The following is a 25,320-nucleotide window of genomic DNA, read 5'->3' on the forward strand; positions in this document are numbered from 1 at the left end:
AATAGATAGTGTCCGAAGCTGCATCCAAACTGACAGTCAAAGTGAAATTACATCCGCCGGCTTTGCCAGCGGAGACTGATACACCTGTTGTGCAGCCTGCACCCTGGTCAAAAACCCGGATAGCACTGGCGTCGCTGGTGTTAGTGGGTGCCGGGGTTGCCGGCTATCAATTCCTGCTGCGTCCGGTCGCACCGTTGAAGTCCGCTGTTGCCGCTGAGCCTGAGAGGGCGGTGGCGCCCGCTTTACAGCCATCAGTGCCGGCATCAGTTCAGCCATCCGTGCAACCAACTACACAGCTAAGTGTGCAACCGACGGCTGAACAAGCTGTCACTGCAGCAGCGCCATCGGTTACTGCAACAACACAACCTGCAGTCGAGACCGCAGCAACACCAGCGGCATCCTTGCCCCAACCAGAAGTTGTGGCGCAGTCCAAGCCGGCTGTGATTGCTACGCCAGGTACCGCGGCAGCGACGCAAAACAGCGCTTCGCAACCGGTACAAGTCGCGACGCTCAGTGCTACCCCTGACAAAGCCAGCGCTGCGACCGACACGCCGGAATCCAGACCGGCTTTACCTGCAGGATTCAGCCGCATTGTGCTGACCGATCAGATGAATAATTTGCAGCCAGGCCAAGCGGTCGGTCAGCAAATCCCGTATCCACGTATTAACCGGCTTTATCTGTTTACCGAGTTAACTGGCTATGCCGGCCAAATCCTGCGCCATCGTTGGTATTTTGGCGACACCTTGCATACGGATGCGGTGCTGACCATTGAAGATTCGCCGTGGCGCACCTATAGCGAAAACTGGCTGCTGGATGACCAGCGTGGCCCTTGGCGGGTCGAGATTGTTGATCAGACGCAAAAAGTGATCTTTCAGTACAGTTTCACTTATCAATAACGGCTATAATAGCGCCACTTTTTTGCCGCCTTTCCGGAAGTCCGAATGGGCGGATCACTGCTCCGATACACAGGTTTTCTGATGACTCAACGCGTACGTATTGCCACGCGCAAAAGTGCTCTGGCGCTGTGGCAGGCTGAATATGTCAAAGCCAGGCTTGAATTTTTCCATCCAGGTTTAGTGGTGGAACTGGTGCCGATGTCGACTCAGGGCGACAAAATTCTCGATACCCCGCTGGCCAAAATTGGTGGCAAAGGGTTGTTTGTCAAAGAACTGGAAACCGCCATGCTGGAAGACCGCGCCGATATCGCCGTGCACAGCATGAAAGACGTGCCGGTGGAGTTCCCGCAAGGCCTGATGTTATCCACCATCTGCGAACGCGAAGACCCGCGTGATGCCTTTGTTTCTAATCATTTTTCCAGTCTGGACCAGTTGCCACAGGGCGCAGTGGTCGGGACTTCCAGCTTACGCCGCCAATGCCAAATCAAGGCACTTCGGCCAGATCTGCAGATCCGTGATTTACGTGGCAACGTGAATACCCGACTGGCGAAACTCGATGCCGGTGAATTTGATGCCATTATCCTGGCTGCGGCAGGGTTGATTCGTTTAGGTTTCCACGCGCGTATTGCCGCCTATCTGCCGGTCAGTCAAAGCCTGCCAGCCAATGGTCAGGGCGCGGTGGGTATTGAATGTCGTAGTGATGACGCCGCTGTACAGGCTTTGTTAGCGCCGCTGGAACATACCGCGACCCGTCAGGCTGTGTTGGCGGAACGCGCAATGAACCGTGCGCTGCAGGGCGGTTGCCAGGTACCGATCGGCGCTTTTGCCGAAATCGACGGCGACAAGCTGTATCTGCGCGGTCTGGTCGGTCAGTTAGACGGTCAGCAGATTTTGCAGGCGGAAGTGCGTGGCGCTGCCGCCGATGGTGAAGCATTAGGTCAGCAGCTGGCGGGAATGTTACTGGCACAAGGTGCCGGCGCCATTCTGGCGGCTGTGTACGGCGAATCGCGCTGATTATGCTGCAGCTGCCGCCAGATCCATTCAGCGTACTGATCACCCGGCCGGCCGGGCGGGCGGACAGCCTGCTGGACGGTCTGGAACAGCTCAGTATCCCACATGCCTATCAGCCGCTGATCACCACCCAACAGGTCACAGTGAAGCCGCGCGAACAGCATTTATTAGTGGATGCAGATCTGCTGGTGTTTGTCAGCATTGCGGCGGTCACTTGCCTCGAAACCCAATGCGACCTGACCCAACTGCAGGCGCCGCTGTTTGCCGTTGGCCGCACCACAGCCGCTGCATTACAGCGCGCGACGACGCAGGCGGTGACAGCACCAGATGACCAGCGCAGCGAAGGTTTACTGGCGCTGCCGCAATTGCAGGACGTGGCCGGCAAACATATTGTGATTGTGCGTGGCAATGGTGGTCGTGAACTGATCAAACAAGGTTTATTAGCCCGCGGCGCCAAAGTCAGTTATATCCAGAGTTACAAAAGAGTGCCGTTGCCGCTGGATGGTCAACGCTTGTCTGACCAGTGGCGTCAGCAGCAAATACAATGTATCGTAGTGACCAGTAACGAAATTTTATCCCTGCTGTTTCAATCTCTGCCGGACGCTGCCCACGACTGGCTGCGTCAGCGTTTCTGGGTATTGATCAGCCCGCGGATGCAGGAAACCGCTATCAGTTTTGGTATCCCGCAACAGCAGATTATGCAGGCCGACAGCGCGCATGATCAGGCGTTGCTTGATGCTATTTGTCAGTTAAGAAGGAAATTCCATGAGCGAACAGAGTCCGGTGCTGCCGACTGACAGCACGCCTGCTGCACCGAAACCAGCGGTGGCAACTGGTGGTAAACTGGCCCTGACGCTGGGGAGCCTGGCGTTGTTGATCGCGCTGGGTGCTGCCGGTGCGGCGGGTTGGGCGATTTATAGCCTGCAACCTCAGCTGAATTCGATGTCGGAACAGCAACAGAGCCTGACGAATCAGCAGCAAAGCCAAATCAGCTTTTTCCAGAGTAAGCTGGACGAAATGCAGCAAAATCTGCAGCAACAGCTGACGGTGGTGGCTGCTGATGTCAACGGCAAGCTCGAACAACAGACGCTGACGGCACAAACTGAACTGCAAAAACTGCAAACGCAACTGGACCGGCAGTCCGGCAATATCAAAGGCTGGCAGTTACTGGAAATCGATTATTTCCTGCGCCTGGCCGAACAAAAATTATTCCTCGAACAGAATATCTCAGGGGTACAACAAGTGCTGGAGCTGGCGGAGCAACGCTTAAAACAAGCGAATGACCCTAGCCTGACCCCTGTGCGTGAAGCGATCGATCAGGACAAGCGGATGCTCGGCGAGCTGAATGCGCCAGATCTGAATCAGCTGCACCTGACCTTGTCGAGCCTGCGTCAGCAAAGTCTGGTGTTGCCACTGCGTCAGTCCGAACGGCCGATGGATAATGGTACTGAAGAAGAAATCAGTGAAGACAGCGCCGACTGGCAAGCCAATCTGGCGCTGTACTGGCGGAATTTCTGGCGCGGTCTGGTGCAGGTGCGCGCCAGCTTGCCGGAAGACGGTGTCAGCCTGACTGCCGAGCAACAAATTTCAGTGCGCAACACGCTGACGCAACAGCTGCTGCTGGCGGAACTGGCGGCGATGCAGCATAACCAGGCGGTTTACGCCGCCGCCATTCAGCAAAGTGCTGATAGTCTGCAGCGTTATTTCGCTGCGACTGAACCGGCCGTACAACAAATGGCCGATGAACTTGTGGTGTTGTCTGCGCTACAGGTCAGTCTGCCATTGCTGGCGCCGCTGAAAAGCCCCACCGTATTTGACGCTTACCGGCAGGGTACGCTGGACGCGGAGTCTGCATTATGATCCGCCTGCTATTCGCCATGGTGTTGCTGGCGCTGGCGATGTTGTTCGGGCCTGTGCTGGCCAACCATCCCGGTTATGTCATGCTGGTGCTGGGTGGTATCACGGTAGAAGCGACCGTGGTGGGGATGATCCTGAGCCTGGCTGTGCTGGGATTTGCGCTGTGGCTGGTCTGGTGGCTGTTTCAACGCTTGTTCCATCTGCCGAAAATTTCATTCAGCTTTTTGCGTTCGCGCAAAGAACGCCGCGCGCGTCAGGCCCTGCAGCAAGGCCTGATGGCGTATGCGCGTCACGATTGGCAAGGTGCGCATCAGGCGTTTCAGATTGCCCATGCTGAACCGGAATGGGAACAGTTAAAACAAGTGATGGCAGCATACAGTGCGCAGCATGCCGGCCAGCCGATGCTGGCGAATCAGGCTGCGGCTGGGTTGGATTCGGAAGACCCGGCCAGCTGGTATGTCGTCGCTGATTTATTACTGCTGCAAAACAATGCCAGCGCTGCCGTGGCGTATCTGACGCCAAAAGCCGCCAATATTGGCAAAGATGGCAAGCTAGGCCGGCTCTGGTTGCAGGCTTTGCAACAGGCCCAACAGTGGCAACTGTTGCTGGAACAAGTGCCGGTCGCGATCAAACTGCAGTGGTTTAGTAAAGCCGACTGGCAGAATTACCGGTTCACTCTGTATCCGGCTGCGGTGCAGGGTTTAACTGAAAAAGGCCTGTTTGATGAACAGGCAGCGTTTTGGCAAGCCTTGCCGGCGCGTGAACGCAAGTCGCTGGCGGTGTTGTTAGGCAAAGCCGCTGCGCTGGCAGTGCAGGGACAGGCCGAACAAGCGGAAAAACTGCTGCTGGATAATTTATCACTGCAGGACCTGCCGTTAGCCTGGCCAGCCATTCGCCGCATTCCACTGGGGCGTTCGGTGCTGGCGCTGCGTAAACAGACCCAGCATTGGCTGCGCGATCATGCCAATCATGGTCATCTGTATGCGCTGCTGGCTTATTGCGCGGTGCAGGAAGGCGAAAGCGAGCAGGCCAACAGCGCCTGGCAAAAGGCCCAGCAATTCCTGCCGGCGTTAAAAGCAGAGACCATCTCCGGTTAACCTATGAATGGCGCAGACCGTCCAGATGCGAGCGCTGCGCCACTGTCTCATGGCTTGCCGGCATTATGGCGCTCTGATGCCAACATTCTGATCCTCGGTAGTTTGCCCGGCGTCGCGTCGATCCGGGCCGCGCAGTATTACGCCCATCCCCGCAACCAGTTTTGGCCACTGATGCAGCAGTTGTTTGGCATCGAAGCGACACAACCTTACCCAACCCGATTACAGGCGTTGCAGCAGGCTCAGGTCGCATTATGGGATTTGATCGCGGCAGCCGAGCGGCGTGGCAGTCTCGACAGTGCGATTAAGCCAGCCAGTATCCAATGCAATGACTTTGCCCAATTGTTGCGCCAATTGCCGCAGCTGCGGGCAGTTTGGTTAAACGGCGGCACGGCGGCAAAATCCTGGCACAAGCTGGTGAAAAACGGTTTGCAGCTGTCGCCACGGGTGCAGGTTTTTGCGCTGCCATCGACCAGCCCGGCGCACGCAGCGCTTTGTTTTCAGCACAAATTGCAGGCCTGGCAGCAGGCTTATCAACAATCGATGGAGTCAGCATGACACAGATCAGTTGGGATGATTTTATGCAGGTGGAATTACGCGCCGGCACTATTGTGGCGGCTGAGCCTTTCCCACAAGCGCGCAAACCAGCCTGGAAACTGACCGTAGATTTTGGTGCAGAAATTGGCACGCGCCGTTCCAGCGCCCAGCTGACGGCTTTGTATCAGCCGGAACAGTTAATTGGCAAGCAAGTGCTGGCGGTGCTGAACTTCCCGCCCAAACAGATTGGGCCTTTTGTCTCAGAGTGTCTGGTGACCGGGCTGTATCGCGAAGATGGCGCAGTGGTGTTGGCGGTGCCAGACCAGCCGGTGCCCAATGGCGCCCGGCTGGCCTGAGAACTTGCTATAAAACTGCTTTGAGTTCTTTTGCAGTGGCATGACCTTTGGCAATCGCCGCATCCAGCAGTTTTTCACCTTCGGCTTTTTTGCCGTCGAGGATCAACCGGGTGCCGGCCCATGATTGCACGACAGGGTCTTGTTGTTTCAGCAGATACATTTCCCATTCTGGCTGCAATGCAGCCAGTGCGCGTTGTGCGTCCAGATTGCCGCCGCGAGCAGCTTGTTCCAACCAGTAATCGTTGCTGTACGTTTGCGGAATACGTTGTGCCTGCCGTAAGCGCGCGCTTTTCTTCGCAAAGGCGCTTTGTAAGCGATAAAATCCTGCAGGTACATCCTGATGGGTCAGTTGTTTGTGCAGCAATATAGCGCTGGCTTGTTGCAGACGTTCCGGGTTGTCATCATGAACCGCCGTTACCACGCCTTTTTCATCCAAGCTGACAAAAGTGTCCAGTTGGTAACCGGCCGGCAAATTTAATTCGTTAGCCACTGTTTTGGCTTCTGCGACAAATTCACGATTAAGCGGCCCCAATGCCGGCGGCAGCGTTTTATCCACAAACTGGGTCGAGTCACTTTGGGTGCGCGCTAACTGCAGCACGTTTGCTAACGCGTTCTGATGCGTCGGTGAACCTAAAGCAGAGAATTCCCACAGTTTGTGTTCGGTGAAAATGCGCTGAACTTTACGGTGGTCAATCTCACCTATAGAAAATGTCAGCATGACGCGGCTGATAGATTTACTGTCGCCCGGTTGATATTTCCAGCGTTTTAGTGCGCGGACCGCGTCGTTTTCGAATAGACCTTTCGGGTAGGCGTTCAGTACATCTACGGCTTCAACATCGCCTTGTTCGTTGATCAGTAAACGCATGGTCACTGAGCCAAACACGCCCAGAGATGCCGCTTTTTTCGGATATTGTGGCGGGACCCGTTTCAGTGGCAGCCGATCCGGCTCGGCCATAGCAGCCAGTGCTTTGTCCGATGCCTGGTCGACTTGTACTTGTTGTTGCAGCAGCTGCAGTGCTGCGTCTGCCTGTGCCAATTGCGCAGCGGACAAGGTTGGGCGGATCTTGTCTGCCAGAGTTTTGGCTTCAGTGTGTTGCCGGGACGCAGCAAACTCGAAATAGCTGAGAGCCTTAACCAGGTCCCGTGGCTGGCCTTCGCCGTTATATGCCATGGCGCCGAGATTAAAAGCAGCTTGGTCGCTGGCCAGCGGAATGAGCTGATTGAACTCAACTGCGGCTTTAGCAAAGTCTTTTTTATCATAGGCTTGTAGTGCAGTCAGCAGGTCGGCTCGCGTCGTAAATGCGCTGATCAACAGCGCCAATAAGGTGATTTTACGCATCAGAAGTTCCTTTTCGGGGTAAAAAGATAGTTTATACCGATGATTGTTACATAACCACTCCAAATAATTAATATATTGCTTGCGATATTCCCGTTTTTCGTTGATTGACAGCAGGGGCAGCCCTACCGCATATTAAAACTCTCCTGATGCAATTTTATGCAGAGTGCTGGTGATGCCGCAGAACCCAACCCACTGGTTGCCGCTGTCACTACAGGTTGCTAAACCTGTTTGTCTGCACGCCTGCGCCACTGATTACCACTTATCCGAGTGGTTCGACCTATAAGTTTGTCCCCCGCTAAATAACCCGGAATTCCGGCACCATGCTGTCTTGCGCCAGCCTGGTTCCTGAAGTCATCGGCCTGTTGGGCCGTGCATCGTTCGACGTTCAAACACACAACAAAAACAATAGGAAAGCAACAATGAAAGCAACGTTCAAAACCGTCGCTATGGCGACTATGTTATTGGCTGGCAGCCCTGCGCTGGCAGCTTGTCTGCAACAGGAAGCGGAAAACAACAATACCGAAGCAAAAGCCAATCCCGGCCTCTGCAGTGGCCAGGTGGTCAATGGCAGTATCGGTAGCAGCACTGATGCGGATTGGTTTAGTTTCGACACTACCAATACCGGTGATATCAGCATCAGCCTGAGTCATGGCACCAGTGCCGACTTTGATTTTTATCTGTATCGCAGCAGCGGCAGTTATATTTTGTCGGGCCAGAGCAGCAGCAGGCCGGAAACCGGTATCTATCGCGCGGCGACTGCCGGTAAGCACTTTATCAAAGTGGCGCGCTACAGCGGTACCGGCAGTTATGGCCTGACGGTGACCTTTAACGGCAGCGCCAGTGGTGGTACCACACCACCAACGAGTTGCAGCTATGGTGTCCGCCCGGCCAAACCGAGTAATCAAACCAGCTATTTACTCGGCGGCAGTGCTGATGTGTGTCCAGCCTTAACTTCAGGTCAGGGCGCTTTGCTGCTGATGGGCGGTGGTACCGATGTGGATGCAGCGTTTAGTAACAGAGTCGGACCGCAGATCAAAGCGGGCAATATCGTCGTGCTGCGTGCTGCGGGGACTGATGCCTACAACACCTATTTGCAAGGGCTGACCGGTGCGGCTTCGGTGGAAACACTGATTGTTGATACGGTCACGAAAGCGAACTCGGCCTATGTCGAATGGGCGATCAAATCGGCCGAAGCGGTGTTTATCGCCGGTGGCGATCAATCCGCTTATCTGAACGCCTGGCAAGGCACGCTGGTGCAGACTGCGCTGAAGCACGTCTATGACAAAGGCGGTGTGGTCGGCGGGACTTCGGCCGGTGACCATGTGCTGAGTCAGCATGTCTATGATCCGGATGGCGTCAGTGGCGCGGTTAGCGCTGAAGTGGTGACTGATTATTGCCATAACACTATCAATATCAGCAGTAATTTCCTCAGCTTCCCGCAATTGGCCAATACACTGAACGATACCCACTTCCGTCAGCGTGATCGGATGGGCCGCTCGGCGGTGTTCCAGGCCAAATTGGGCAGCAGTGGCCGGGTGATTGCGGTATCTGAAGCCACGTCGTTGTTTGTCACCGCGGATGGCCAGGGCATTGTCGACGGCACCAACGAAGTCTATGTACTGCGTGCCGATGCGCAAACGCAGTACACCCAAACGAGTTGTGGCCAGCCGGTTGTGATCAAAGATTTACTGCGCTTTAAACTGTTGCCGGGGGAGAGTTACAACCTGCTCAGCAACAGCACAACCGTGACACCGATCCGTATCAGTATCGACGGTCGTAACACGGCGTTTTATACACCAGTCAGTCCGTACTAAGTGATTGCTGTGGCCAGCTGTAGCGCTGTTCAAGCGCGCAGCTGTGCGACAGCGCCGCCTGTGGTCCGGGGCGGTGGATGCTTCCGGTAAACTGAAGTGGATGCAGTGCGCGCTGACTTGGCAAGCACTGGCATCTGCATCGCCAACAGTTTATCGAGGCGTCACGCTGTCGCCGTTATCAGATGATTTTGGGTATAAATGGCAGCAACAAAGCCCGGATCGGTACTTTGGCTTTTAAGGTCTTTGCCAATAAAAATAACCCAGCCATTTTACGATGCAAAAATAACGCATCGACCGGCGGGGTATGCCAATACTGCAGTTGCATCGACAGCTGCATGCCAGCATCGCGCATGCGACTGGGTAAATCGGAACTGGCAAAATCATAGCTGTCTTGTTGCAATGGCTCGCCTGCCAAACTCACTAAGGCCATCACAGCTTGCTGCTGCTCGGGTTTTATCGCAGTGCTGAAATAGCCGATTTGCTGCAAGGCCTGCAATTGCAAATCGGTATTTTGTTGCAGCAAAGCTTGAAACAGCAGGCGATAACCGTCGCTGACAGAGGCGGCATAATCGCGACAAGCGCCAAAATCGAATAACACTAACTGGTTTGTCTGCAGATTAAACCGATAATTCGCAAAATTAGGGTCGGTTTGAACTAAGCGAAACTGAAAAATTTCTTTAAACAACAACACAAATAGCAGGCTCATCACGCGGTCACGCAGGGCTTGCGGTTGTTGCAATAAGTCATCCATTGGCACACCGTCGACAAAACTCATCGTCATGATTTGTTGAGTCGATAGTTCAGAATAAAATTTTGGCAGTAAAAAGTTGTTATCGTCGGCTAAGTGTTGGCGATAACGCTGTAAATAGGCGGCTTCTTGCTGGTAATCAGCTTCTTTGTGTAGTTGCTGTTTCGCTTCAAGCAACATCGGTTCAAGGGCAATGCCTTCGGGTAATAAGCCACTGATGCGCAATAGTGTGGCGACGTTATCCACATCACTGTCGATACTCGCACTGATACTCGGGTATTGAATCTTTACCGCGAGCAACTCGCCATTATCATGATGAGCCTGGTGGACTTGGCCAATAGATGCCGCAGCCATTGGCGCAAAAGAAAAGGTACTAAAGTTGCGCTGCCAATCTTTGCCCCATTGCTGTTGCAGCAGTGTCGCCAATTGGGCGGGTAACATCGGGCTGCCGTTGGCGCGTAGTTGCGCCAAAATTGCGCTCAATGCTGGCGGCAATAAATCACCCGCATCCATTGATAGCAACTGCCCCAGTTTCATGGCGGCACCACGCATTTGCGCTAACTGACTCGTCACGCGTTGAGCATTTGCCGGTGTTAAGAGCATTTGCTGCAAGCCAGGTTTTTGTCCCTGCGCCAACTGCCGCGCGCCTTCGGCCAACATCCCGCCTGCAACTCTGCCGGCGAGGCTGGCTAAACTGCCGAAACGCGCCAAACGACTGGTTGGAACTTTGCTACTTTTGGCTGTGCTCATCGGCTTCTCTACCTGACCCTGTGAAAGTGGGCTATACGGCACAACTATAAACCTAGAGCACCGGACAGTTGAAAAACCGGCAGCAGGTATGGCCAAAATAGCGCACAGACCAGGCTCATTTCTGCAGGTGTAGTGAACTCAAATCATTGAAGATTCGGGGAGGCGACAAGTGAACGAAACCGCAGGAGCGCAGGCAACAACCTAAAACCTTCAAGGAATAAGGGGATAGGCTCTTGCCATGCGACAACATTGTTATTTCACTGCTTCCAGCACGTTACGGGCATCTGTGACGATAGGTCCGGTCCGGAACAGTCACGTACTAAGCGGTTTTTGTCTCCGGCTGCGTCGCATGTGACGGGCGTTGCCGCCTGGTTGCAGGCATGCCGCCGGCCAGCCAGTTCAGCAATGGCTGGCGGCGGATGATTTCATACCCGACACCACAACCCAAAACAGTCAGGCTGATCAGTAACATTCCTTCCACGCCATCATGTAACTGCAAAGGTTGCAGGGCGACGGCAAATACCACCGTTAACGTCTGATGTAAGACATACCAGGGCAGGATCGCGGCGGATGCGTAACGACGGATCTTTCCAGCCGGGTCAAACGCCGGTTGTTGCAGATATTGCGCGGCAAAAGCCAACACGAGACCAAGCCAGGCCCAGTGATTCAGCACCGAACAAAGGCTATACAGCAATTGTAACAACAGCGAAGCGTCGTCAAGGCCATCAAAAACATCGTGATTATCCAGCACCACTAACATGTAACCCAGCAGCGCAGTTAACAAGAAACCATAGCGCCAGCGCGGTAACGTGGCCCACCAATGCCGTTGCAGCGCCAGCAAATAACCGGCCACAAACACCAGACCATATTTGGCATGGTTATACCAATCATCGAGCAAGGCGTGGGTCGTTGGAAAGGCTTCGCGTAAGGTCCAAACGGCCCAGAGATGCAGCGCAATCAGCAGTGCGGCAAAGAACCAGAGCGGCACTGCGCCTGCAGCATTCGCGATGCGTTGCATCAGGCCATGCAGGGGTAACAGCAGCACTGAATAGCAGAACAAATACGGCAGAAACCACAGGTGATTCCAGGTCAGCAGACCAATCGGGCTATGGTGTTCACGCAGTAAATCAGTATTAGGGTTGAGGTACTGCCACCAGAACTGCAGGTATCCCGGTTCAATCAGTTGCTGGCTGCGCGCTTCGAAATAGACTTGCGGCACCACCACGACAAACATGCCAAACAGCAGTGGCACCAACAACCGGCTGCTACGCACACGCAGCAAAGTCCAGCCACTGAATTTAGGCCGCGCCAGCGCGAGCGCCATCCCGCTTAACAAAAACAACAGCGACATCCGCCACGGGTTGGTTAGTTTCATCAGATCCTGCAACCACTCGTAGGTCTGGCTGTTTTTCACATGCCAGCCCCAGTCAGCGACGTAATACATGCCGCAGTGATACAAAATAAGCAGCGCAAAAGCGCCGATGCGCAGCCAGTCCAGATCGGCTCGACGCTGTGGATAAGGTTGTGTCATGCTGAAGTCCAAAAGTTGTCTGTTCAAGGATATGGCTATTGCAGCTGAACCCGCGCGCAGACGCTATCGGGCAATCGTTTTGTGGTGGATTTCAGGGATAACAGGTGGATAGCTGTGACGAAAACTGTTGAAGGCATCACCCGGCACCGTGACCAGCAATGGTGGGTTGAGACCATCAGCCAGCGGCCATTGCTGTATGGCTGGCTGGTTTATGCCGTGTTTATCTTGCTGAATAACAGTATCGAAGCCAATACCGTCTGGCTGGAGCACAGCCGCGACCCACGGAATACGCTGGATTGGTGGGAGCCGTGGTTATGGGAAATCAGTAGTGCTTTCAGCACTTTGTTGCTGGCACCGCTGTTGTTTTTAAGTTTCGACCGCCAGCCGCTGCGCTTTGGCCAACCGCTGCAGCAATGTATTTGGCATTTTGGCGTGTCTTTGTTGTTTTGTTTGGCGCATGTTGCGCTGATGGTCGGGATGCGGGAACTGGTTTATGGCTGGACCGGCGATGACTATCACTTTGGACCCATTGCGCGTGAGCTCTGGTATGAATACCGCAAAGATGTTTGGGGTTATCTGAATCTGCTGGTGACCTATCAGCTGATTGCGATGGTTTGGCGACGTTTACGCGGTGAAGCTTCAGTGTTGGCGGTGGCGGAGACCGACGGGCCGCAAAACGACCTGACAGATGCAACGCAAGATGCGTCACACAGCCAGTCAAACAGTCAGTCACAAAAAGAGCCACAGTTCAGGCCGCTGCAGCATTTGCTGGTGAAAAAGCTCGATAAAGAGTTTCTGCTGGAAGTGAGCGCCATCGAATATCTGGAAGCCTGTGGCAACTATGTCAATTTGCATAGTCAGGGCCGGATCTATCCGCTGCGCAGTACGCTGGCCAATCTGATTGAACAGCTGGGAACTCAGGGGTTTAGCCGGGTGCACCGCAGTTTCGCCGTGAACCACGCGGTGGTGGCTGAATTGAGTTACGAACCGAGCGGCGATGGTGAGATCCGCTTAAAAAGCGGCGTCACAGTGCCGCTGTCACGCCGTTATAAAGACGAATTTCGTGCCGGGCTGTTGCCGGTTCGCTAACAAGCCAAGCTGTTGCGGGCTCGGGGCAAAACCGGCGTGTTGTTTGTAGTGGCTCAGTCGGTTAAATGGGGGCTGAGACGTGCCAGTAATTCGCCTTCAATCGCGACGGCTTTGCCACTGCGCTGATCCAGACAAACAAAAGTGATGTCGGCGTCGGCAACCACAGTATCCGTGCCGGCGACCGTCACCACCTGATGGATCACCGCACTTTTACCGCCAATTTTCGAAAACTGTGTGGCGATCTGTAACGTTTGACCATTGGTGGCAGCATTGCGGTAATTGATATTGATATTGACGATGACCCAGGCCAGACGCTGACTGGTGAAATAATCAACGTCGCCGCAATCTTCCAGATACGCCCAGCGCGCTTCTTCCAGAAACTCCAGATAACGCGCGTTGTTGACGTGCTGATAAATATCTAAATGATAACCGCGGACTTTAATCTGTGTAAGATGTGGCATGCCTTGCTCTCTGGTTGGACCTGTTTTGCTGCATTGTGCAGAAAATGCGGGCTGCCGGCAATCAGTTTGACGGCTCGCCCGCGCGCTTGGTCCGCCGCCACCACGCCCAGCAGCCGGCCATTGCCAGCAGTAATGCTGCGCCGCCTATTGCCAGGTAGCGTTGCCGTGGCAAGCTGGCTTTAAAGTTTGCCTGCAGTCGGTTGGCCGCGCTGGCAGCGTCAGGCTGCGGGCAGCGGATGCCAAAATCAGCGCCCCAGGGTACATAAGCGCCGTGCTGCAGATAACGTTGATAGTATTTGCCTGCCGTCTCCGCGTCGCGGTTGATCAGCCAGGTGGTTGCTGCGCATAAGCTGGCGGCATAAGCATGGCTGTTTTGTGGCCACAATTCAGCACTTTGCGCCGCCAGATCGGCTGCCACATAGCGGTAATGGAAACGTTTATCCGGCACGGCCACTGTTTGTGTCAGCCGTTGCTGTTCTGCGGCTGGGATTGGCCACAGTGGCGGCGTGCTGTCAGTATAGAATTCGAATTGGCCATAAAACACCTGATAATCCGGCGCCATTTCGTAGCCCAGCAGTTCGAGGCCATGCTGGCGGGTCAGCCGCGCGAGCTGGAACAGCGCGTCGGCGCGTTCTAGTTGACCCAAATTAAGCTGCAGCCGGATCCCCAGGCGTTCCAGCTGGTTTTGCAGCGCATTGGCACTGCTGTCCTGTTGCAGCTGCTGATATTGTTTTGCCAGCTGCTGCAGCTGCGGCTCGACAAAATAGCGTTGCGCCGTGTCGGTCTGACCTTCGCGCAACAGACGACGCGCCAGTAACTGCCGCAACAAGGTATTCGGTTCGGTATCGCCAAACCAGGACCACTGACTTTGTGCTTTAGGCGCGCCCGCCGGCACTTCGGTGTCGACGAACTGCTGCAGTTCCGCTGTGGTCAGCACGCGCTCGGCGATATAAGCGGTATCCTGCCAGAACTCGCTACCGGCCTGATACAGCAACCGCAGCGCCTGCAGATACTCGCCGCGCTGCAGCGCCAACACGCCGGCTTCTGCTTCGACCCGGCATTGGGTCTGTAGCTGTTTGCGGCTGATTTGGCGGCTAAAGGCTTCGTCGTATTGGAATTCAGGCGCTTTCGCCGGGCTTGGCAGCGCGGTTGGAAAGGCTTTGCTGGCTTTGGCGTAGGCTGCAGCAGCGGCGGCTAAATCGTTATTGTGCAGCGCAAGTTTGGCACTGAGCCACCATTTCAGCGGGCTGTCGGCGGCTTGCTGTAACAAGGTGGTGGCACTGTCATACTGGCCTTGCTGGTAGCTGACGGCGGCCAGTTCCAGCGCATTGGCCAGCTGAATATCCGGAGTTTGTTGTAGCAGCTGCAGTAAGCGCGTCAGCTGCTGCGGCGCGCTGTATTGCAGCCCGGATAATTGGCTGAGCAGATAGATACTCAGCAAACGGCTGACTGCGGGCTGTTGCAACAGCGGTTGCAGGTCTGCATCCGGCATCGCCAGCAGTTGCCGGCTCAGTTGCAGCAATGAGGCATAACCCGAGGCGTCATAATGCGCCTGCGTTGCATATAACCCAATCGCATCATGCCACTGCTGTGCTGCCAAGCGCAGACGGGCTGCTTCTCCCAAGCTGGCGACGGCCAGTTGCAGTGGATCAGCCAGCCCTTGGTTCACTTCATCGCGTAGTTGCTGCCATAGCTGCAAGGCTTCTGCTGGCGACGTTTGTGCCTGCAGCCGGGCCAGACTATACAACGCCCAGCTGCGTCTTTGGCTTTGTGCTTCGGCGGGTAAAGCCAGCACTTGCTGAAATAACACGGCAGCTGCTTTGGGATCTTGTGAAAAAGCCACCGCGCCTGCGGTGTATAAACGCAGTTCGTCGCTGAGATCTTTGCCGGTCTGTAATGCTGCTGCAGCGTCCGGTTGTTGGCGCATCGCCGCAACCAGCTTCGCCTCGGCGGCAGGCAATAACTGCTGTTCAGCCTGTTCAGTGGCGCTGACCAGCCGGTCGGCCTGATAGTCATACTGACTGTGAAAGGCTTTTTCCGGCACCGGCCAGGACGTCGGCAGGCTGGCTAATTGTGTCACCAGCACCGCGAACTCCGGCTCTGGCAGGTTTTGCAGTTGAGTGCCGCGTTCGGACAACAACTGCAGCGGGAAATCCGGGCCACAGCTGTACACCGGGGCGCTGCTGAGGCTGAGCAGCACCACAGATGCCAGCGCGGAAAAACGAACATGCGTCATAAACATCCTTTTAATCCGTTGGGGGGCTGCTGTGATGTAACTGCTGGCAGCGTAACCAGGCCACAGTCAGCTGTTGCTGCGGCGCGATGCGTGGGGCCTCGGCACTGCCTTCGCGCATTATCTCGCGCTGCAGCCACCATTCAGCGCCTTGTTGCTGCCACTGATAGCCGTGCTGAGCATCACCACCTAAACATTGTACGCCGCGAAACCTGAGTCTGTCCGGCAGGGTCGCACTGAGATTGCCGCTGTTTCGCAGCTGAATATCAACACGGCCCTGATCTTGTGTCAGCTCAGTGTGCAGCTTTGCGGTCAGCACTTCGCCCCGCACCAGCGCTTGTAATGTCTGCAGCGGCCAGCTGCGCTGGTCATCCGGTAATGGCAGGCGAAACCAGACCAGCCCCTGGATCTGCGGCAATGACTGACGGTGCAGCCAACTTAAAAAATCTGCCACCGCCTCAGGCCGACTGATCAAAGCCTGGCGTTGGCCCGCGATCGGCAGCGGCGTTTCACTTTCAACCCGGCCACCATCGGCTGTGGTGATGAGTGCAGAATGATAGGCCGGTAGCGCCAGAAACAGCGGGCATGGCGTGTTCGCTGCAGCGCTTTGGGTCCATTGCTTTGCTTTAGTGCTGTCAAATAAACCTTGTGATGGCGATAACACCGAGTGCAGTTGCAAGGTCAGCTGATCTGCCGCCTGACATAAAGCCGGATAATCCGCTGACTGCAACCAATCCGGCAATGCGGTGATTTGTAGCGTCATATGATTGGGCAGTGGCGGGCGCAATTGTTGCAGCCAGTCACGGTAAGCCACTAAAGCTGAGCGGGCGGCGTCATAGTCAATTTCGATCGCTTGCAGTTTGACCCCTGCTTGCTGCGCTGCGGCGAGCTGCAGTGTCAGTTGCTGCCACAACACTGCGGCCGTTGGCAGTTGTCGCAGCTGTCCGTCCAGACGCAGCACCAGCGTGACCGGGCGCTGATCACTAGCCAGCAGTTGCCAGTCAGGACGAGCCGTGGTCCAGACCGGACCGGTGCTACTGAGATGATATTGCAGCGACAGCAGCCGCAGCGCCTGAAAATCGGCGCGGCTTTGCGCTATCGCTTCGGCATGCGCAGGGCGCCAGACCCGTTGCCAGATATAAAGGTGCTGCGCAAAACTCTGTGCCGGCTGGACCTGAGCGGGCGGTGTGCAACCCGCGATCAGGCACATCAGCAGCCATGGTGAACAACGCCGCCAGGCTGATCGCATCACAGTGGCTGGTTAAATCCAGGCAAAAGCGTCGGCATACATATGACCACGCTCAGCGCCGGCCGTCAGGAAAACGTCGCGCACCGCTTTGACCATCGGGAATGGCCCGGCGATATAAATGTCATAACCGGTCAATGAAGGGATGTCTGCCAATAAGGCTTCGTGCACCAGACCCGTGCGGCCGGTCCAATCCTGGCCAGGCTCCTGCAACACTGTCACCAGCTGCAAACCGGGACGCATTTCCTGTAGTTCAGCCAGCTCCTGTTGATAATACAAAGCAGCTTCATTACGCAAACCCCAGTACAGTGTTACTGCGCGGCCATCCGGCTGCTGCGCCATGGCTTTGGCGATACTACAAGCATAAGAAAAACCGGTGCCGCCTGCCAACAGGAGTACCGGGCGGTTGCTGTCCGGACGCAAGTAGGCTTCGCCGAGACCAACCTGGATCAGCACAGTCGGGTTGTCCTGCAGATGTGTTAACGCCTGACCGGCATAAGCATCCGTCACGTTACCGCCAATTTGCAGTTCGATATATTCATCGCCCGGTGCGCTGGCAATCGAAAAAGGCCGTTTGTCGCTGTCCGATAAAAAAATCTGCAGGTACTGGCCGGGCAGATAATGCACCGCTTCCTGTGGTTTTAACCGGACGCGCCGGACGCCAGCGGTTAAGGCTTCGATACTGATCACATCGGCCAACACTTTATTGCTGGCATGGGCTGAAAACTGTTCTGACATCGGTTTTTTGTCTCTGACGGCTCAGGGCCGGATAAATGGATGGTGTAACACCAGATCACTGTCGGCAAAGGCCTGACAGCCATACACAAATTTTTGTTCTATATCCGCCGGACTGAGCGGCGACGGCGCGTCGTAACGCACTTCGCCACTTTTTAACCGGCAGACACAGGAGGTACAAACGCCCTGGCGGCAGCGATATGGAAAATCGATACCAGCGCTTAAGGCGGCATCTAACAGGGTTTCAGCCGGACATGCAGCAAAGGTGACGCCTGAAGGCTCAATCCGTACCAAAAACTTTTTGTCGCTCGTCAGGGTGTCTGTCATCAGTATAAACCCCGTGGCTGTACCGGCAGCGGAATGCCGAGCGAATCCCAAATCTCATCGACTTTTTGCTTGATATCTTCCCGCATCACGATAGGTTCGCCCCATTCTCGCGTGGTTTCACCCGGCCATTTGTTCGTCGCGTCCATGCCCATTTTCGAGCCGAGGCCTGACACCGGCGAAGCAAAATCCAGATAATCAATCGGTGTGTTTTCGATAAGCAGCGTATCGCGTGCCGGATCCATCCGCGTAGTAATGGCCCAGATCACATCCTGCCAGTCGCGGGCGTTGATGTCATCATCACAGACGATGACAAACTTGGTATACATAAACTGGCGTAAAAACGACCAGACGCCCATCATCACGCGTTTAGCATGTCCCGGGTACTGTTTTTTCATCGTGACCACGGCGAGGCGATAAGAACAGCCTTCCGGCGGCAGATAAAAATCCACGATCTCGGGGAATTGCTTTTGTAACAGCGGAATAAAGACTTCATTCAGCGCCACACCGAGAATCGCCGGCTCATCCGGTGGCCGGCCAGTGTAAGTGCTGTGATAAATCGGTTTTTCACGGTGCGTGATGTGCGTGACGGTGAACACTGGGAACGAATCGATTTCGTTGTAATAACCGGTGTGATCGCCATACGGCCCTTCCGGCGCCATTTCGCCCGGTTCCAGATAACCTTCCAGTACAAATTCGGCGCTGGCAGGCACCTGCAAATCATTGCTGACGCATTTAACCACTTCGGTGTTGTCGCCACGCAGCAGGCCGGCAAAGGCATATTCCGACAAGGAATCCGGCACCGGCGTGACCGCGCCTAAGATAGTGGCCGGATCGGCACCTAAGGCCACAGACACCGGGAAGCGCTGGCCCGGATGGGCTTTTTGCCATTCAAGGAAATCGAGCGCGCCGCCGCGATGCGACAACCAGCGCATAATGACTTTGTTTTTGCCGAGCACTTGCTGGCGGTAGATGCCCAGATTTTGCCGTTCTTTATGCGGGCCGCGGGTGACGGTTAAGCCCCAGGTGATCAGCGGCGCAGCATCGCCGGGCCAGCAGGTCATCACCGGTAATTTGGTTAAGTCCACCGCATCGCCGCTTTTGACCACTTGCTGACAAGGCGCTTTGCGCACTTCTTTTGGTGACATATTCAGCACTTGCTTAAAAATCGGCAGCTTGCTGAACGCATCTTTTAAGCCTTTTGGCGGTTCAGGTTCTTTTAAAAATGCCAGTAATTTGCCGACTTCACGCAGCGCCGATACTTCGGTCTGCCCCATCCCCAGCGCGACGCGTTCGGGCGTGCCGAACAGGTTTGCCAGCACCGGAATATCGTAACCTTTTGGATTTTCAAATAATAAGGCAGGGCCACCGGCACGTAGCGTGCGGTCGGCAATTTCGGTCATCTCCAGCACCGGATCGATTTCGGCGCTGATGCGATGCAACAGGCCGCGTTGTTCCAGTTGCGCGATGAAGTCACGTAAGTCTTTGTATTTCATTCAGGACCTGCTGAAAAGGCGCCGGTAATGGACCGGCATTATACAGTGAAGCCTGCGCGCGCCAAGCGGCTCGGCAGCAGCGTTGCGTTATTGACCCGTCTCATTACGCGGCTTGAGCTGTTTTAGTGCAGTATGTACGGAAAAGTTGTAATGCGGCAGTGCCGGATTGTGAGTGCGGCTGAACTGACGAAAATCAATTTGTTGCCACTGCCCGGCGCGCAATAATGGCTGATAAGCGGGCAGGTTTTCCCGGGTCAGAATATCCAGCTGTAATAGCGGTACGTCGGGTAACGGTTGTGGTAATTTGCCGTGGACATGATCATAAATCAGCACCAGCGCAAAAGCGGCCATCGTGAAGTGTCCACCCGCTGATGCCTGCAGTTTGCCTTGTTCGATGGCTTTCTGCGCTTCCGGGATCCAGTCAAAACCGCCAATACAATATTGGCCCGCTGCGGTTGGCCCCAGCGCATCTAATACTCCCAGTGCCATCCAGTCAGATGCGGTCCAGATCAACCGGCTGGCGGGATAGCGCCGCAATAACTGCAGGCTTTGTTCTGCGGCGAGTTGGCGGTCCCATTTGCCGTTGACGATTTGATGCACGGTACCGCCACGCTGGCGCATGGCCTGATAGACCCCTTCGGCCCTGCGGTCGGTTTCAAAGTTGATCATACCGTTTATCCCAATCAACTGATCGGCTGCAGGACAAGCTTGCTGTAATGCCAGTGTCAGTTGTTGACTGGCTTCTACATTGTCGAAATACAATTCGGCCAGCCAGTTTGGGTAGAGTGCGCCGGGCCTGCCGACTTTAGGCGCTTCTTCCGGTTGCCACATATGTTCCAGCGTGACAATTTTGACCGGATATTGCGCCAGCAGCTCCATCAATTGCACACCGGCGCCGGTGTAAGGCTGAACGATGGCATAATCGGGTTTGTGCTTTTGCAGATACTCGGTCAGTTTTTGCTGCTGTAACAGACGGTTCGCATCACCATTGATAATGGTCAGGTCCACATCCAGCTGACTGGCCGCGATACGGGCGACTGCCTCGACCTGCATAAAAAACGGATCGGAGATTAGCGACGGGTTAACGAACAGAACGGAAGGCCGGGCCATTGCAAAGAAAGGTAACAAGCAGCAAAGCAGCCAGCGCATGCAGACATTCTCTTGTCAGGTCAGCGGAAGCATTCAGTGTATGCTGACCGGGCCTGTGACAGCAATACAGAAGGTTGTAACGGGCCACTGCAGTTATTTTTCTGGTCAAGACTGCGGACTATCTTCTAAGATAAGACTTCCAGATGTCTAAAGGTGATTCAATGAAAGTTGCAACGCGGATTGTGCATGCCGGTCGGGCACGTAAATGGGCGGGTTATAGTGTCAATGTGCCGGTCGTGCGGGCGTCGACCGTGGTGTTTGATAGCATGGCCGAAATGAAACATGCGGTGCGGCATCGCGGCGAACAGGTGCCTTATTACGGCCGGCGCGGCACGCAAACCCATTTTGCCTTCAGTGATGCCGTCTGTGAGTTAGAAGGCGGTGCCGGATGCGCATTATACCCAAGCGGAGCTGCCGCCATCAGCGGTGCTTTATTGGCATTTCTTAAAACCGGTGACCATCTGCTGATGGTGGACGCGGCCTACGAGCCCACCCGCGCACTGTGCGACAAAGTATTAAAGCCGCTTGGCATTGAAACCACGTATTACGACCCTTTGATTGGTGCCGGTATCGCGGCATTGATCCGGCCAAATACCCGCGTCATTTATCTGGAATCGCCTTGTTCACTGACGATGGAAGTGCAGGATGTCCCGGCGATTTGTGCGGTGGCCAAAGCCCACAATATTGTGACTATGCTCGACAACACCTGGGCCTCACCGATCCTGTGTCAGCCTTTTGAGCTCGGTGTTGATATTTCGATCCAGGCGGCTACCAAATATATCTGCGGGCATTCTGATGTGATGCTGGGCACTGCCAGCGCCAATGCCCGTCACTGGCCGCAGTTACGTGAGCACAGTTATTTGTTAGGCTACTGTGCCTCGGCCGATGATGTATATCTGGCGGCGCGTGGCTTGCGAACGCTGGGTGTGCGGCTGGCACAGCATCAGCGCAATACGTTACAGGTCATTGAATGGCTGGCCAAACGACCAGAAATCGAGACTATTCTGCATCCGGCCTTACCGCAACATCCGGGGCATGATTTGTTTGTCCGCGATTTCTCCGGCAGTAACGGTCTGTTTTCTTTTGTGCTGAAACAAGGCGACCTGGCCGCGGTAACCGCTTTTGTCGAAGGGATGCAGCACTTTAAGATGGGCTTTTCCTGGGGCGGCTATGAAAGCCTGGTGCTGGCGAATCTGGACGTCCAGGCATTGCGCACGGCGACACTCTGGCCCTACAAAGGGCCGCTGATCCGGCTGCATATCGGTCTGGAAGATCCAACCGACCTGATTGCTGATTTATCTGCCGCATTTGACCGGCTACAGACAATTCAGCGAGATCACGATGCCGGCTAATCGCCGGCAATAGATTTGCGCTATAGTCAGTTTTTATCTTCGACGATGGTATTTGCTGATGCGTCTGTGGTGCCCGGTGTTGTGGTGCATGTGGAGCCAGGTTGTGGTTGCGGCTGAGTGTCCGTCGCAGCTGCGGATGGCCTATAACGCCAGCTGGCGGCCTTATATTGAAGTTACTGATGAAGTCGTGCGCGGTACTGATATTGATTTGATCCGGCAGCTGTTGTCGCAGGTCAACAGCCGTTTGCAGTTGCAATTTGTGCCGGAAAAACGTGCGATGCAAATGTTGCAACAAGGCCAGGTCGATATGCTGTTTGCGGCATCTTATACGCCACAACGTGCTGAATTTGCCTGGTTCAGCGATGCCTACCGTAAAGAACAGAACGTGGTGTTGATGCATCGTCAAACTTTGTCGCTGTATCCTGAATTACGCCAACGCGAGGCGTTTATGGCATTGGCGCAGCGCAAGTTGATTGGCGTCTATAATCCGGCCGGGTTTTATGGCGATACTTTTGAGCAGCTGAAACAACAGCCTGCGGTCAAACAACGCAGTCTGGCGGTGTATGAACCTGATCGCCGGTTGGATCTGGTGTCCGGACGCAGAGCGGATTACACCATTGCAGACAATGCGGCTGTGCAGCTCGATCTGGCGGCCCGCAAAGACGGCAGCCAGTTTGAGATCCTGCCGTTTTTTCTGAACGAGGCCGACATCCATCTGATGCTGAGCAAAGTCACAGTGCAGCAAAGTTGTGTGCTGGCACTGAATCGTCAGCTTACTGCTCGTGAAAAAACGACTCCAGTGGCTGCCCGGTCAGTTTTGGGATCCGACTGAAGACAAACCAAATTGCGCCCATCATAATCAGCGTCGACGGGACCGCAATCACCGGATAACTCAGCGCCGTCATATTGGCCAGTTCTTCGTTATAAGCCGCAGTGCCAGGCGCACTGACCAACAGCCATTTCGCCAGCAGATAATTCAGCACGGAAGACAGGAAAAACGAGCCGGCAATAATCCGGGTGGCCTGATCCAGCGTTTGTTCAAATTGTTGTTCCGTGCCGCTGCTGCGGAGTTTCTCTCTTAATAACACCAGATTTAACAGCTGCATGTTTTCCAGAATGGTTTTCACCAACGGAAAACGGGTACGGCCGCTGATTAAAATCAGCAGGCCAATCAGGCCCGGCACCATGGCTTCTTTTATCGCGATGTATTTCGGGTCAAGCTGCAGCAAGCTCATGCCGCCGGTCAGTAACACACTGATAATACCGACAATCGAGAAGAAGTTCAGCTTGCCGGATTGCTTCAGTTCCCACAGACCAAAGCCAATCGGAAAGGCCAGTGCGACCACAAGTCCCCAGACGGGACCAAGATACTCGTCCGTACTTAGTTTACTGAGGATCAACACCGGTAAAACGATATTAAAAGCGAGATTGGCAAACAAATTACCGGCCGATTGTGGTTTAGCGGCGGTTTGGGAATTTTGCGTCATGACAACAAGATCCGGAACAACGAAGATGCGCTGTTGTACCACAAAGCCGGCAATTCGCCCAGTAGCGCGGCGGTATCGCACGGCTTGACCTGATCTTTACCAGACCTTTACCTGCATCTGGTGGGCAGATGTATCAGATAAGGCTAATCTTGATGCGACATCTCTGATCCACAGGAGTACTGCCGATGTTTGTCGTCAGAACCATGCCCGCGCGACTATTGATTTGTGCACTGTTATTGCAGCCTTTCTGCGGATTGCATGCGGCACAAACCACGCTAAGCGAGGCGGAAGCGGCACGTTTGTTACAGCAGGCCAGTTTTGGTCCGACTCTCAGCGATATTCAGGCGGCCAGCCAGCTCAGTGCGGCGCAGTGGATCGACTGGCAGTTAAGCCTGCCTGCAACAACACACGCCGACAAAATAGAAACTTTGCCTGAACAAAAAACACCGGTGCCGCTGAGTCGTCTCGAAACTTGGTGGCGCATTGCGCTGACAGCGCCGGACCAATTGCGCCAACGCGTGGCATTCGCTTTGTCAGAAATTCTGGTGGTGTCCGATCAGGGTAATGGCCTGAATAACAGAGTCATAGCTCTGGCCAATTATTACGATCTGCTGCTGGCCCATAGCTTTGGCAATTACCGCGATTTGCTGCAACAGGTTACCTTGTCGCCGGTGATGGGCACTTATCTGAGTCATCTTGGCAATCAGAAAGCCGATGTACAGAATAACATTCGACCCGATGAGAACTATGCGCGGGAACTGATGCAGTTATTTACCATAGGCCTGTATCAGCTCAACCCGGACGGCAGCAAAAAGCTTGATGCCGCTGACAATCCAATCCCGACCTACAACCAGCAAGCCATCGAGGGTTTTGCCCGGGTTTTTACCGGCTGGACCAGCGCTGGCACCAGCAATTTTCTCAAACCCAAAGCGGACTACCTGAAACCGATGATCCCGTTTGCGGCTTATCACGAACCGGGTGAAAAGCATTTGTTAAACGGAGTAGTATTGCCCGCCGGGCAGACGCCGCAACAGGACTTAAAACAGGCGCTGGATTTGTTATTTGCCGAGCCCAGCCTGCCGCCTTTTATCAGTAAACAGCTGATCCAAAAGCTCGTCACCAGCAATCCGTCACCGGCTTATGTCGGCCGCGTGACGCAAGTATTTGTCGACAATGGTGATGGTGTGCGCGGCGATTTAGCTGCGGTGGTCAAAGCTATTTTGCTCGATGAAGAAGCCCGCAGTGGCTTTTCTGGCGTCGCCCGGCCTTTTGGCAAGATCCGCGAGCCGCTGCTGAAAACGACCCATAGCTGGCGGGTTACGCAATCGGCAGCGCCATCCAGCCATATTTATCTGCGCACCTTAGCGGACAGCCACAATCAGGCGCCGCTGCAAAGCCCATCGGTGTTTAACTTCTTCCGGCCGGATTTCAGCCCGTCGGCCACACTGCAACAAGCCGGCCTGGTCGCGCCTGAACTGCAGTTACTGACCGCGTCGAATGCGCTGAATATGCAGAATCATCTGTATACCCAGACGGTCGGCAGTATCGCCGGCCTGGTCGCCAATCCGACGCAATATCAGATGCTCGCGCGGTTTAGTCCTTTTGCCGACGTGTTGCAACAGCGGGGGCTAGGACCGCTGTTAGACCAATACAGTTTGCTGGCTTTTGGCGGGGCTATGCCGGCGGAATTGCGCTTGTTACTCTCTGATTTGGCGAGCGGACTTGGCAATATCGCGCCGGCGCAAAAAGCGGCCTACCTGTGGTATTTCATTTTGATCTCGCCGCAATATGCGGTGCAGCAGTAAGGAGGTTGCC

23 protein-coding genes are annotated in these 25,320 nt (G+C 54.9%); 12 read left to right on the forward strand and 11 right to left on the reverse strand.

The window, feature by feature from the left end:
* Window positions 1-8 precede the first annotated feature (8 nt).
* The 7 genes from ACQ66Q_RS14365 to ACQ66Q_RS14395 all read left to right on the forward strand — a co-directional run bounded on the left by ACQ66Q_RS14365 (window position 9) and on the right by ACQ66Q_RS14395 (window position 5,751).
* Complete coding sequence (locus ACQ66Q_RS14365; protein ID WP_430457430.1) at window positions 9-896, forward strand: DUF2914 domain-containing protein; 888 nt, start codon at window positions 9-11, stop codon at window positions 894-896.
* An 81-nt stretch (window positions 897-977) separates the two neighbouring features.
* Entirely contained in the window at window positions 978-1,910 is a 933-nt protein-coding gene (gene hemC / locus ACQ66Q_RS14370; protein ID WP_430457431.1) for a hydroxymethylbilane synthase, read from the forward strand.
* Window positions 1,911-1,912: 2 nt separating this feature from the next.
* Entirely contained in the window at window positions 1,913-2,704 is a 792-nt protein-coding gene (locus ACQ66Q_RS14375) for a uroporphyrinogen-III synthase (protein ID WP_430457432.1), read from the forward strand.
* On the forward strand, window positions 2,673-3,767 hold the full coding sequence (locus tag ACQ66Q_RS14380; protein WP_430457433.1) for a uroporphyrinogen-III C-methyltransferase: 1,095 nt from the start codon (window positions 2,673-2,675) through the stop codon (window positions 3,765-3,767). Before ACQ66Q_RS14375 ends, ACQ66Q_RS14380 begins: the two co-directional genes overlap by 32 nt.
* Window positions 3,764-4,861 (forward strand): heme biosynthesis HemY N-terminal domain-containing protein, encoded by a 1,098-nt coding sequence (locus tag ACQ66Q_RS14385; RefSeq protein WP_430457434.1) that lies wholly within the window; start codon window positions 3,764-3,766, stop codon window positions 4,859-4,861. The genes ACQ66Q_RS14380 and ACQ66Q_RS14385 overlap by 4 nt, the downstream gene beginning before the upstream one ends.
* 3 nt (window positions 4,862-4,864) lie before the next feature.
* Window positions 4,865-5,416 carry a DNA-deoxyinosine glycosylase gene (locus ACQ66Q_RS14390; protein WP_430457435.1) on the forward strand — a complete coding sequence of 184 codons (552 nt, stop codon included), beginning with the start codon at window positions 4,865-4,867 and terminating at the stop codon, window positions 5,414-5,416.
* Window positions 5,413-5,751 carry a tRNA-binding protein gene (locus tag ACQ66Q_RS14395; protein ID WP_430457436.1) on the forward strand — a complete coding sequence of 113 codons (339 nt, stop codon included), beginning with the start codon at window positions 5,413-5,415 and terminating at the stop codon, window positions 5,749-5,751. Before ACQ66Q_RS14390 ends, ACQ66Q_RS14395 begins: the two co-directional genes overlap by 4 nt.
* 7 nt (window positions 5,752-5,758) lie before the next feature.
* Here the strand turns inward: ACQ66Q_RS14395 and ACQ66Q_RS14400 are convergent, their stop codons facing one another.
* Entirely contained in the window at window positions 5,759-7,090 is a 1,332-nt protein-coding gene (locus ACQ66Q_RS14400; protein ID WP_430457437.1) for a TonB family protein, read from the reverse strand.
* A gap of 419 nt (window positions 7,091-7,509) precedes the next feature.
* Between ACQ66Q_RS14400 and ACQ66Q_RS14405 the strand changes: the two genes are divergently transcribed.
* Window positions 7,510-8,904 (forward strand): pre-peptidase C-terminal domain-containing protein, encoded by a 1,395-nt coding sequence (locus ACQ66Q_RS14405; RefSeq protein ID WP_430457438.1) that lies wholly within the window; start codon window positions 7,510-7,512, stop codon window positions 8,902-8,904.
* A 178-nt stretch (window positions 8,905-9,082) separates the two neighbouring features.
* Here the strand turns inward: ACQ66Q_RS14405 and ACQ66Q_RS14410 are convergent, their stop codons facing one another.
* Both ACQ66Q_RS14410 and ACQ66Q_RS14415 read right to left on the reverse strand, forming a co-directional pair.
* Window positions 9,083-10,402, reverse strand: coding sequence for an ABC1 kinase family protein (locus ACQ66Q_RS14410; protein WP_430457439.1), 1,320 nt, complete (start codon window positions 10,400-10,402; stop codon window positions 9,083-9,085).
* A 319-nt stretch (window positions 10,403-10,721) separates the two neighbouring features.
* On the reverse strand, window positions 10,722-11,933 hold the full coding sequence (locus tag ACQ66Q_RS14415) for an acyltransferase family protein (RefSeq protein ID WP_430457440.1): 1,212 nt from the start codon (window positions 11,931-11,933) through the stop codon (window positions 10,722-10,724).
* Between the two features lie 114 nt (window positions 11,934-12,047).
* Here ACQ66Q_RS14415 and ACQ66Q_RS14420 point away from each other — a divergent pair, with 114 nt between their 5' ends.
* Window positions 12,048-13,022, forward strand: coding sequence for a LytR/AlgR family response regulator transcription factor (locus tag ACQ66Q_RS14420; RefSeq protein ID WP_430457441.1), 975 nt, complete (start codon window positions 12,048-12,050; stop codon window positions 13,020-13,022).
* Between the two features lie 53 nt (window positions 13,023-13,075).
* Here the strand turns inward: ACQ66Q_RS14420 and ACQ66Q_RS14425 are convergent, their stop codons facing one another.
* The 7 genes from ACQ66Q_RS14425 to ACQ66Q_RS14455 form a co-directional block, all read right to left on the reverse strand.
* Window positions 13,076-13,483 carry an acyl-CoA thioesterase gene (locus ACQ66Q_RS14425; RefSeq protein ID WP_430457442.1) on the reverse strand — a complete coding sequence of 136 codons (408 nt, stop codon included), beginning with the start codon at window positions 13,481-13,483 and terminating at the stop codon, window positions 13,076-13,078.
* Window positions 13,484-13,544: 61 nt separating this feature from the next.
* Window positions 13,545-15,719 (reverse strand): hypothetical protein, encoded by a 2,175-nt coding sequence (locus tag ACQ66Q_RS14430; protein ID WP_430457443.1) that lies wholly within the window; start codon window positions 15,717-15,719, stop codon window positions 13,545-13,547.
* A gap of 10 nt (window positions 15,720-15,729) precedes the next feature.
* Entirely contained in the window at window positions 15,730-16,965 is a 1,236-nt protein-coding gene (locus ACQ66Q_RS14435) for a DUF3142 domain-containing protein (RefSeq protein WP_430457444.1), read from the reverse strand.
* A gap of 12 nt (window positions 16,966-16,977) precedes the next feature.
* Window positions 16,978-17,700: an NAD(P)H-flavin reductase gene (gene fre, locus ACQ66Q_RS14440; protein ID WP_430457445.1), complete on the reverse strand. Its 723-nt coding sequence runs from the start codon at window positions 17,698-17,700 to the stop codon at window positions 16,978-16,980.
* A 21-nt stretch (window positions 17,701-17,721) separates the two neighbouring features.
* Window positions 17,722-18,024, reverse strand: a complete 303-nt coding sequence (locus tag ACQ66Q_RS14445) for a 2Fe-2S iron-sulfur cluster-binding protein (protein ID WP_430457446.1) — start codon at window positions 18,022-18,024, stop codon at window positions 17,722-17,724.
* Entirely contained in the window at window positions 18,024-19,517 is a 1,494-nt protein-coding gene (ubiD, locus tag ACQ66Q_RS14450; protein WP_430457447.1) for a 4-hydroxy-3-polyprenylbenzoate decarboxylase, read from the reverse strand. The genes ACQ66Q_RS14445 and ubiD overlap by 1 nt, the downstream gene beginning before the upstream one ends.
* 87 nt (window positions 19,518-19,604) lie before the next feature.
* Window positions 19,605-20,666, reverse strand: a complete 1,062-nt coding sequence (locus ACQ66Q_RS14455) for an ABC transporter substrate-binding protein (protein WP_430457448.1) — start codon at window positions 20,664-20,666, stop codon at window positions 19,605-19,607.
* Between the two features lie 161 nt (window positions 20,667-20,827).
* On the opposite strand from ACQ66Q_RS14455, the gene ACQ66Q_RS14460 reads away from it, so the two are divergent.
* Together ACQ66Q_RS14460 and ACQ66Q_RS14465 are read left to right on the forward strand one after the other, a co-directional pair.
* Window positions 20,828-22,018 carry a cystathionine beta-lyase gene (locus ACQ66Q_RS14460; protein ID WP_430457449.1) on the forward strand — a complete coding sequence of 397 codons (1,191 nt, stop codon included), beginning with the start codon at window positions 20,828-20,830 and terminating at the stop codon, window positions 22,016-22,018.
* 58 nt (window positions 22,019-22,076) lie between these two features.
* Window positions 22,077-22,850 carry a substrate-binding periplasmic protein gene (locus ACQ66Q_RS14465; RefSeq protein WP_430457450.1) on the forward strand — a complete coding sequence of 258 codons (774 nt, stop codon included), beginning with the start codon at window positions 22,077-22,079 and terminating at the stop codon, window positions 22,848-22,850.
* Here the strand turns inward: ACQ66Q_RS14465 and ACQ66Q_RS14470 are convergent.
* Window positions 22,792-23,505, reverse strand: a complete 714-nt coding sequence (locus ACQ66Q_RS14470; RefSeq protein ID WP_430457451.1) for a VC0807 family protein — start codon at window positions 23,503-23,505, stop codon at window positions 22,792-22,794. The genes ACQ66Q_RS14465 and ACQ66Q_RS14470 overlap by 59 nt on opposite strands.
* Window positions 23,506-23,690: 185 nt before the next feature.
* On the opposite strand from ACQ66Q_RS14470, the gene ACQ66Q_RS14475 reads away from it, so the two are divergent.
* Window positions 23,691-25,310: a DUF1800 domain-containing protein gene (locus tag ACQ66Q_RS14475; protein WP_430457452.1), complete on the forward strand. Its 1,620-nt coding sequence runs from the start codon at window positions 23,691-23,693 to the stop codon at window positions 25,308-25,310.
* The last annotated feature ends 10 nt before the right edge of the window (window positions 25,311-25,320 follow it).

Source organism: Rheinheimera sp. (assembly GCF_965283995.1).
Lineage (GTDB): Bacteria > Pseudomonadota > Gammaproteobacteria > Enterobacterales > Alteromonadaceae > Pararheinheimera.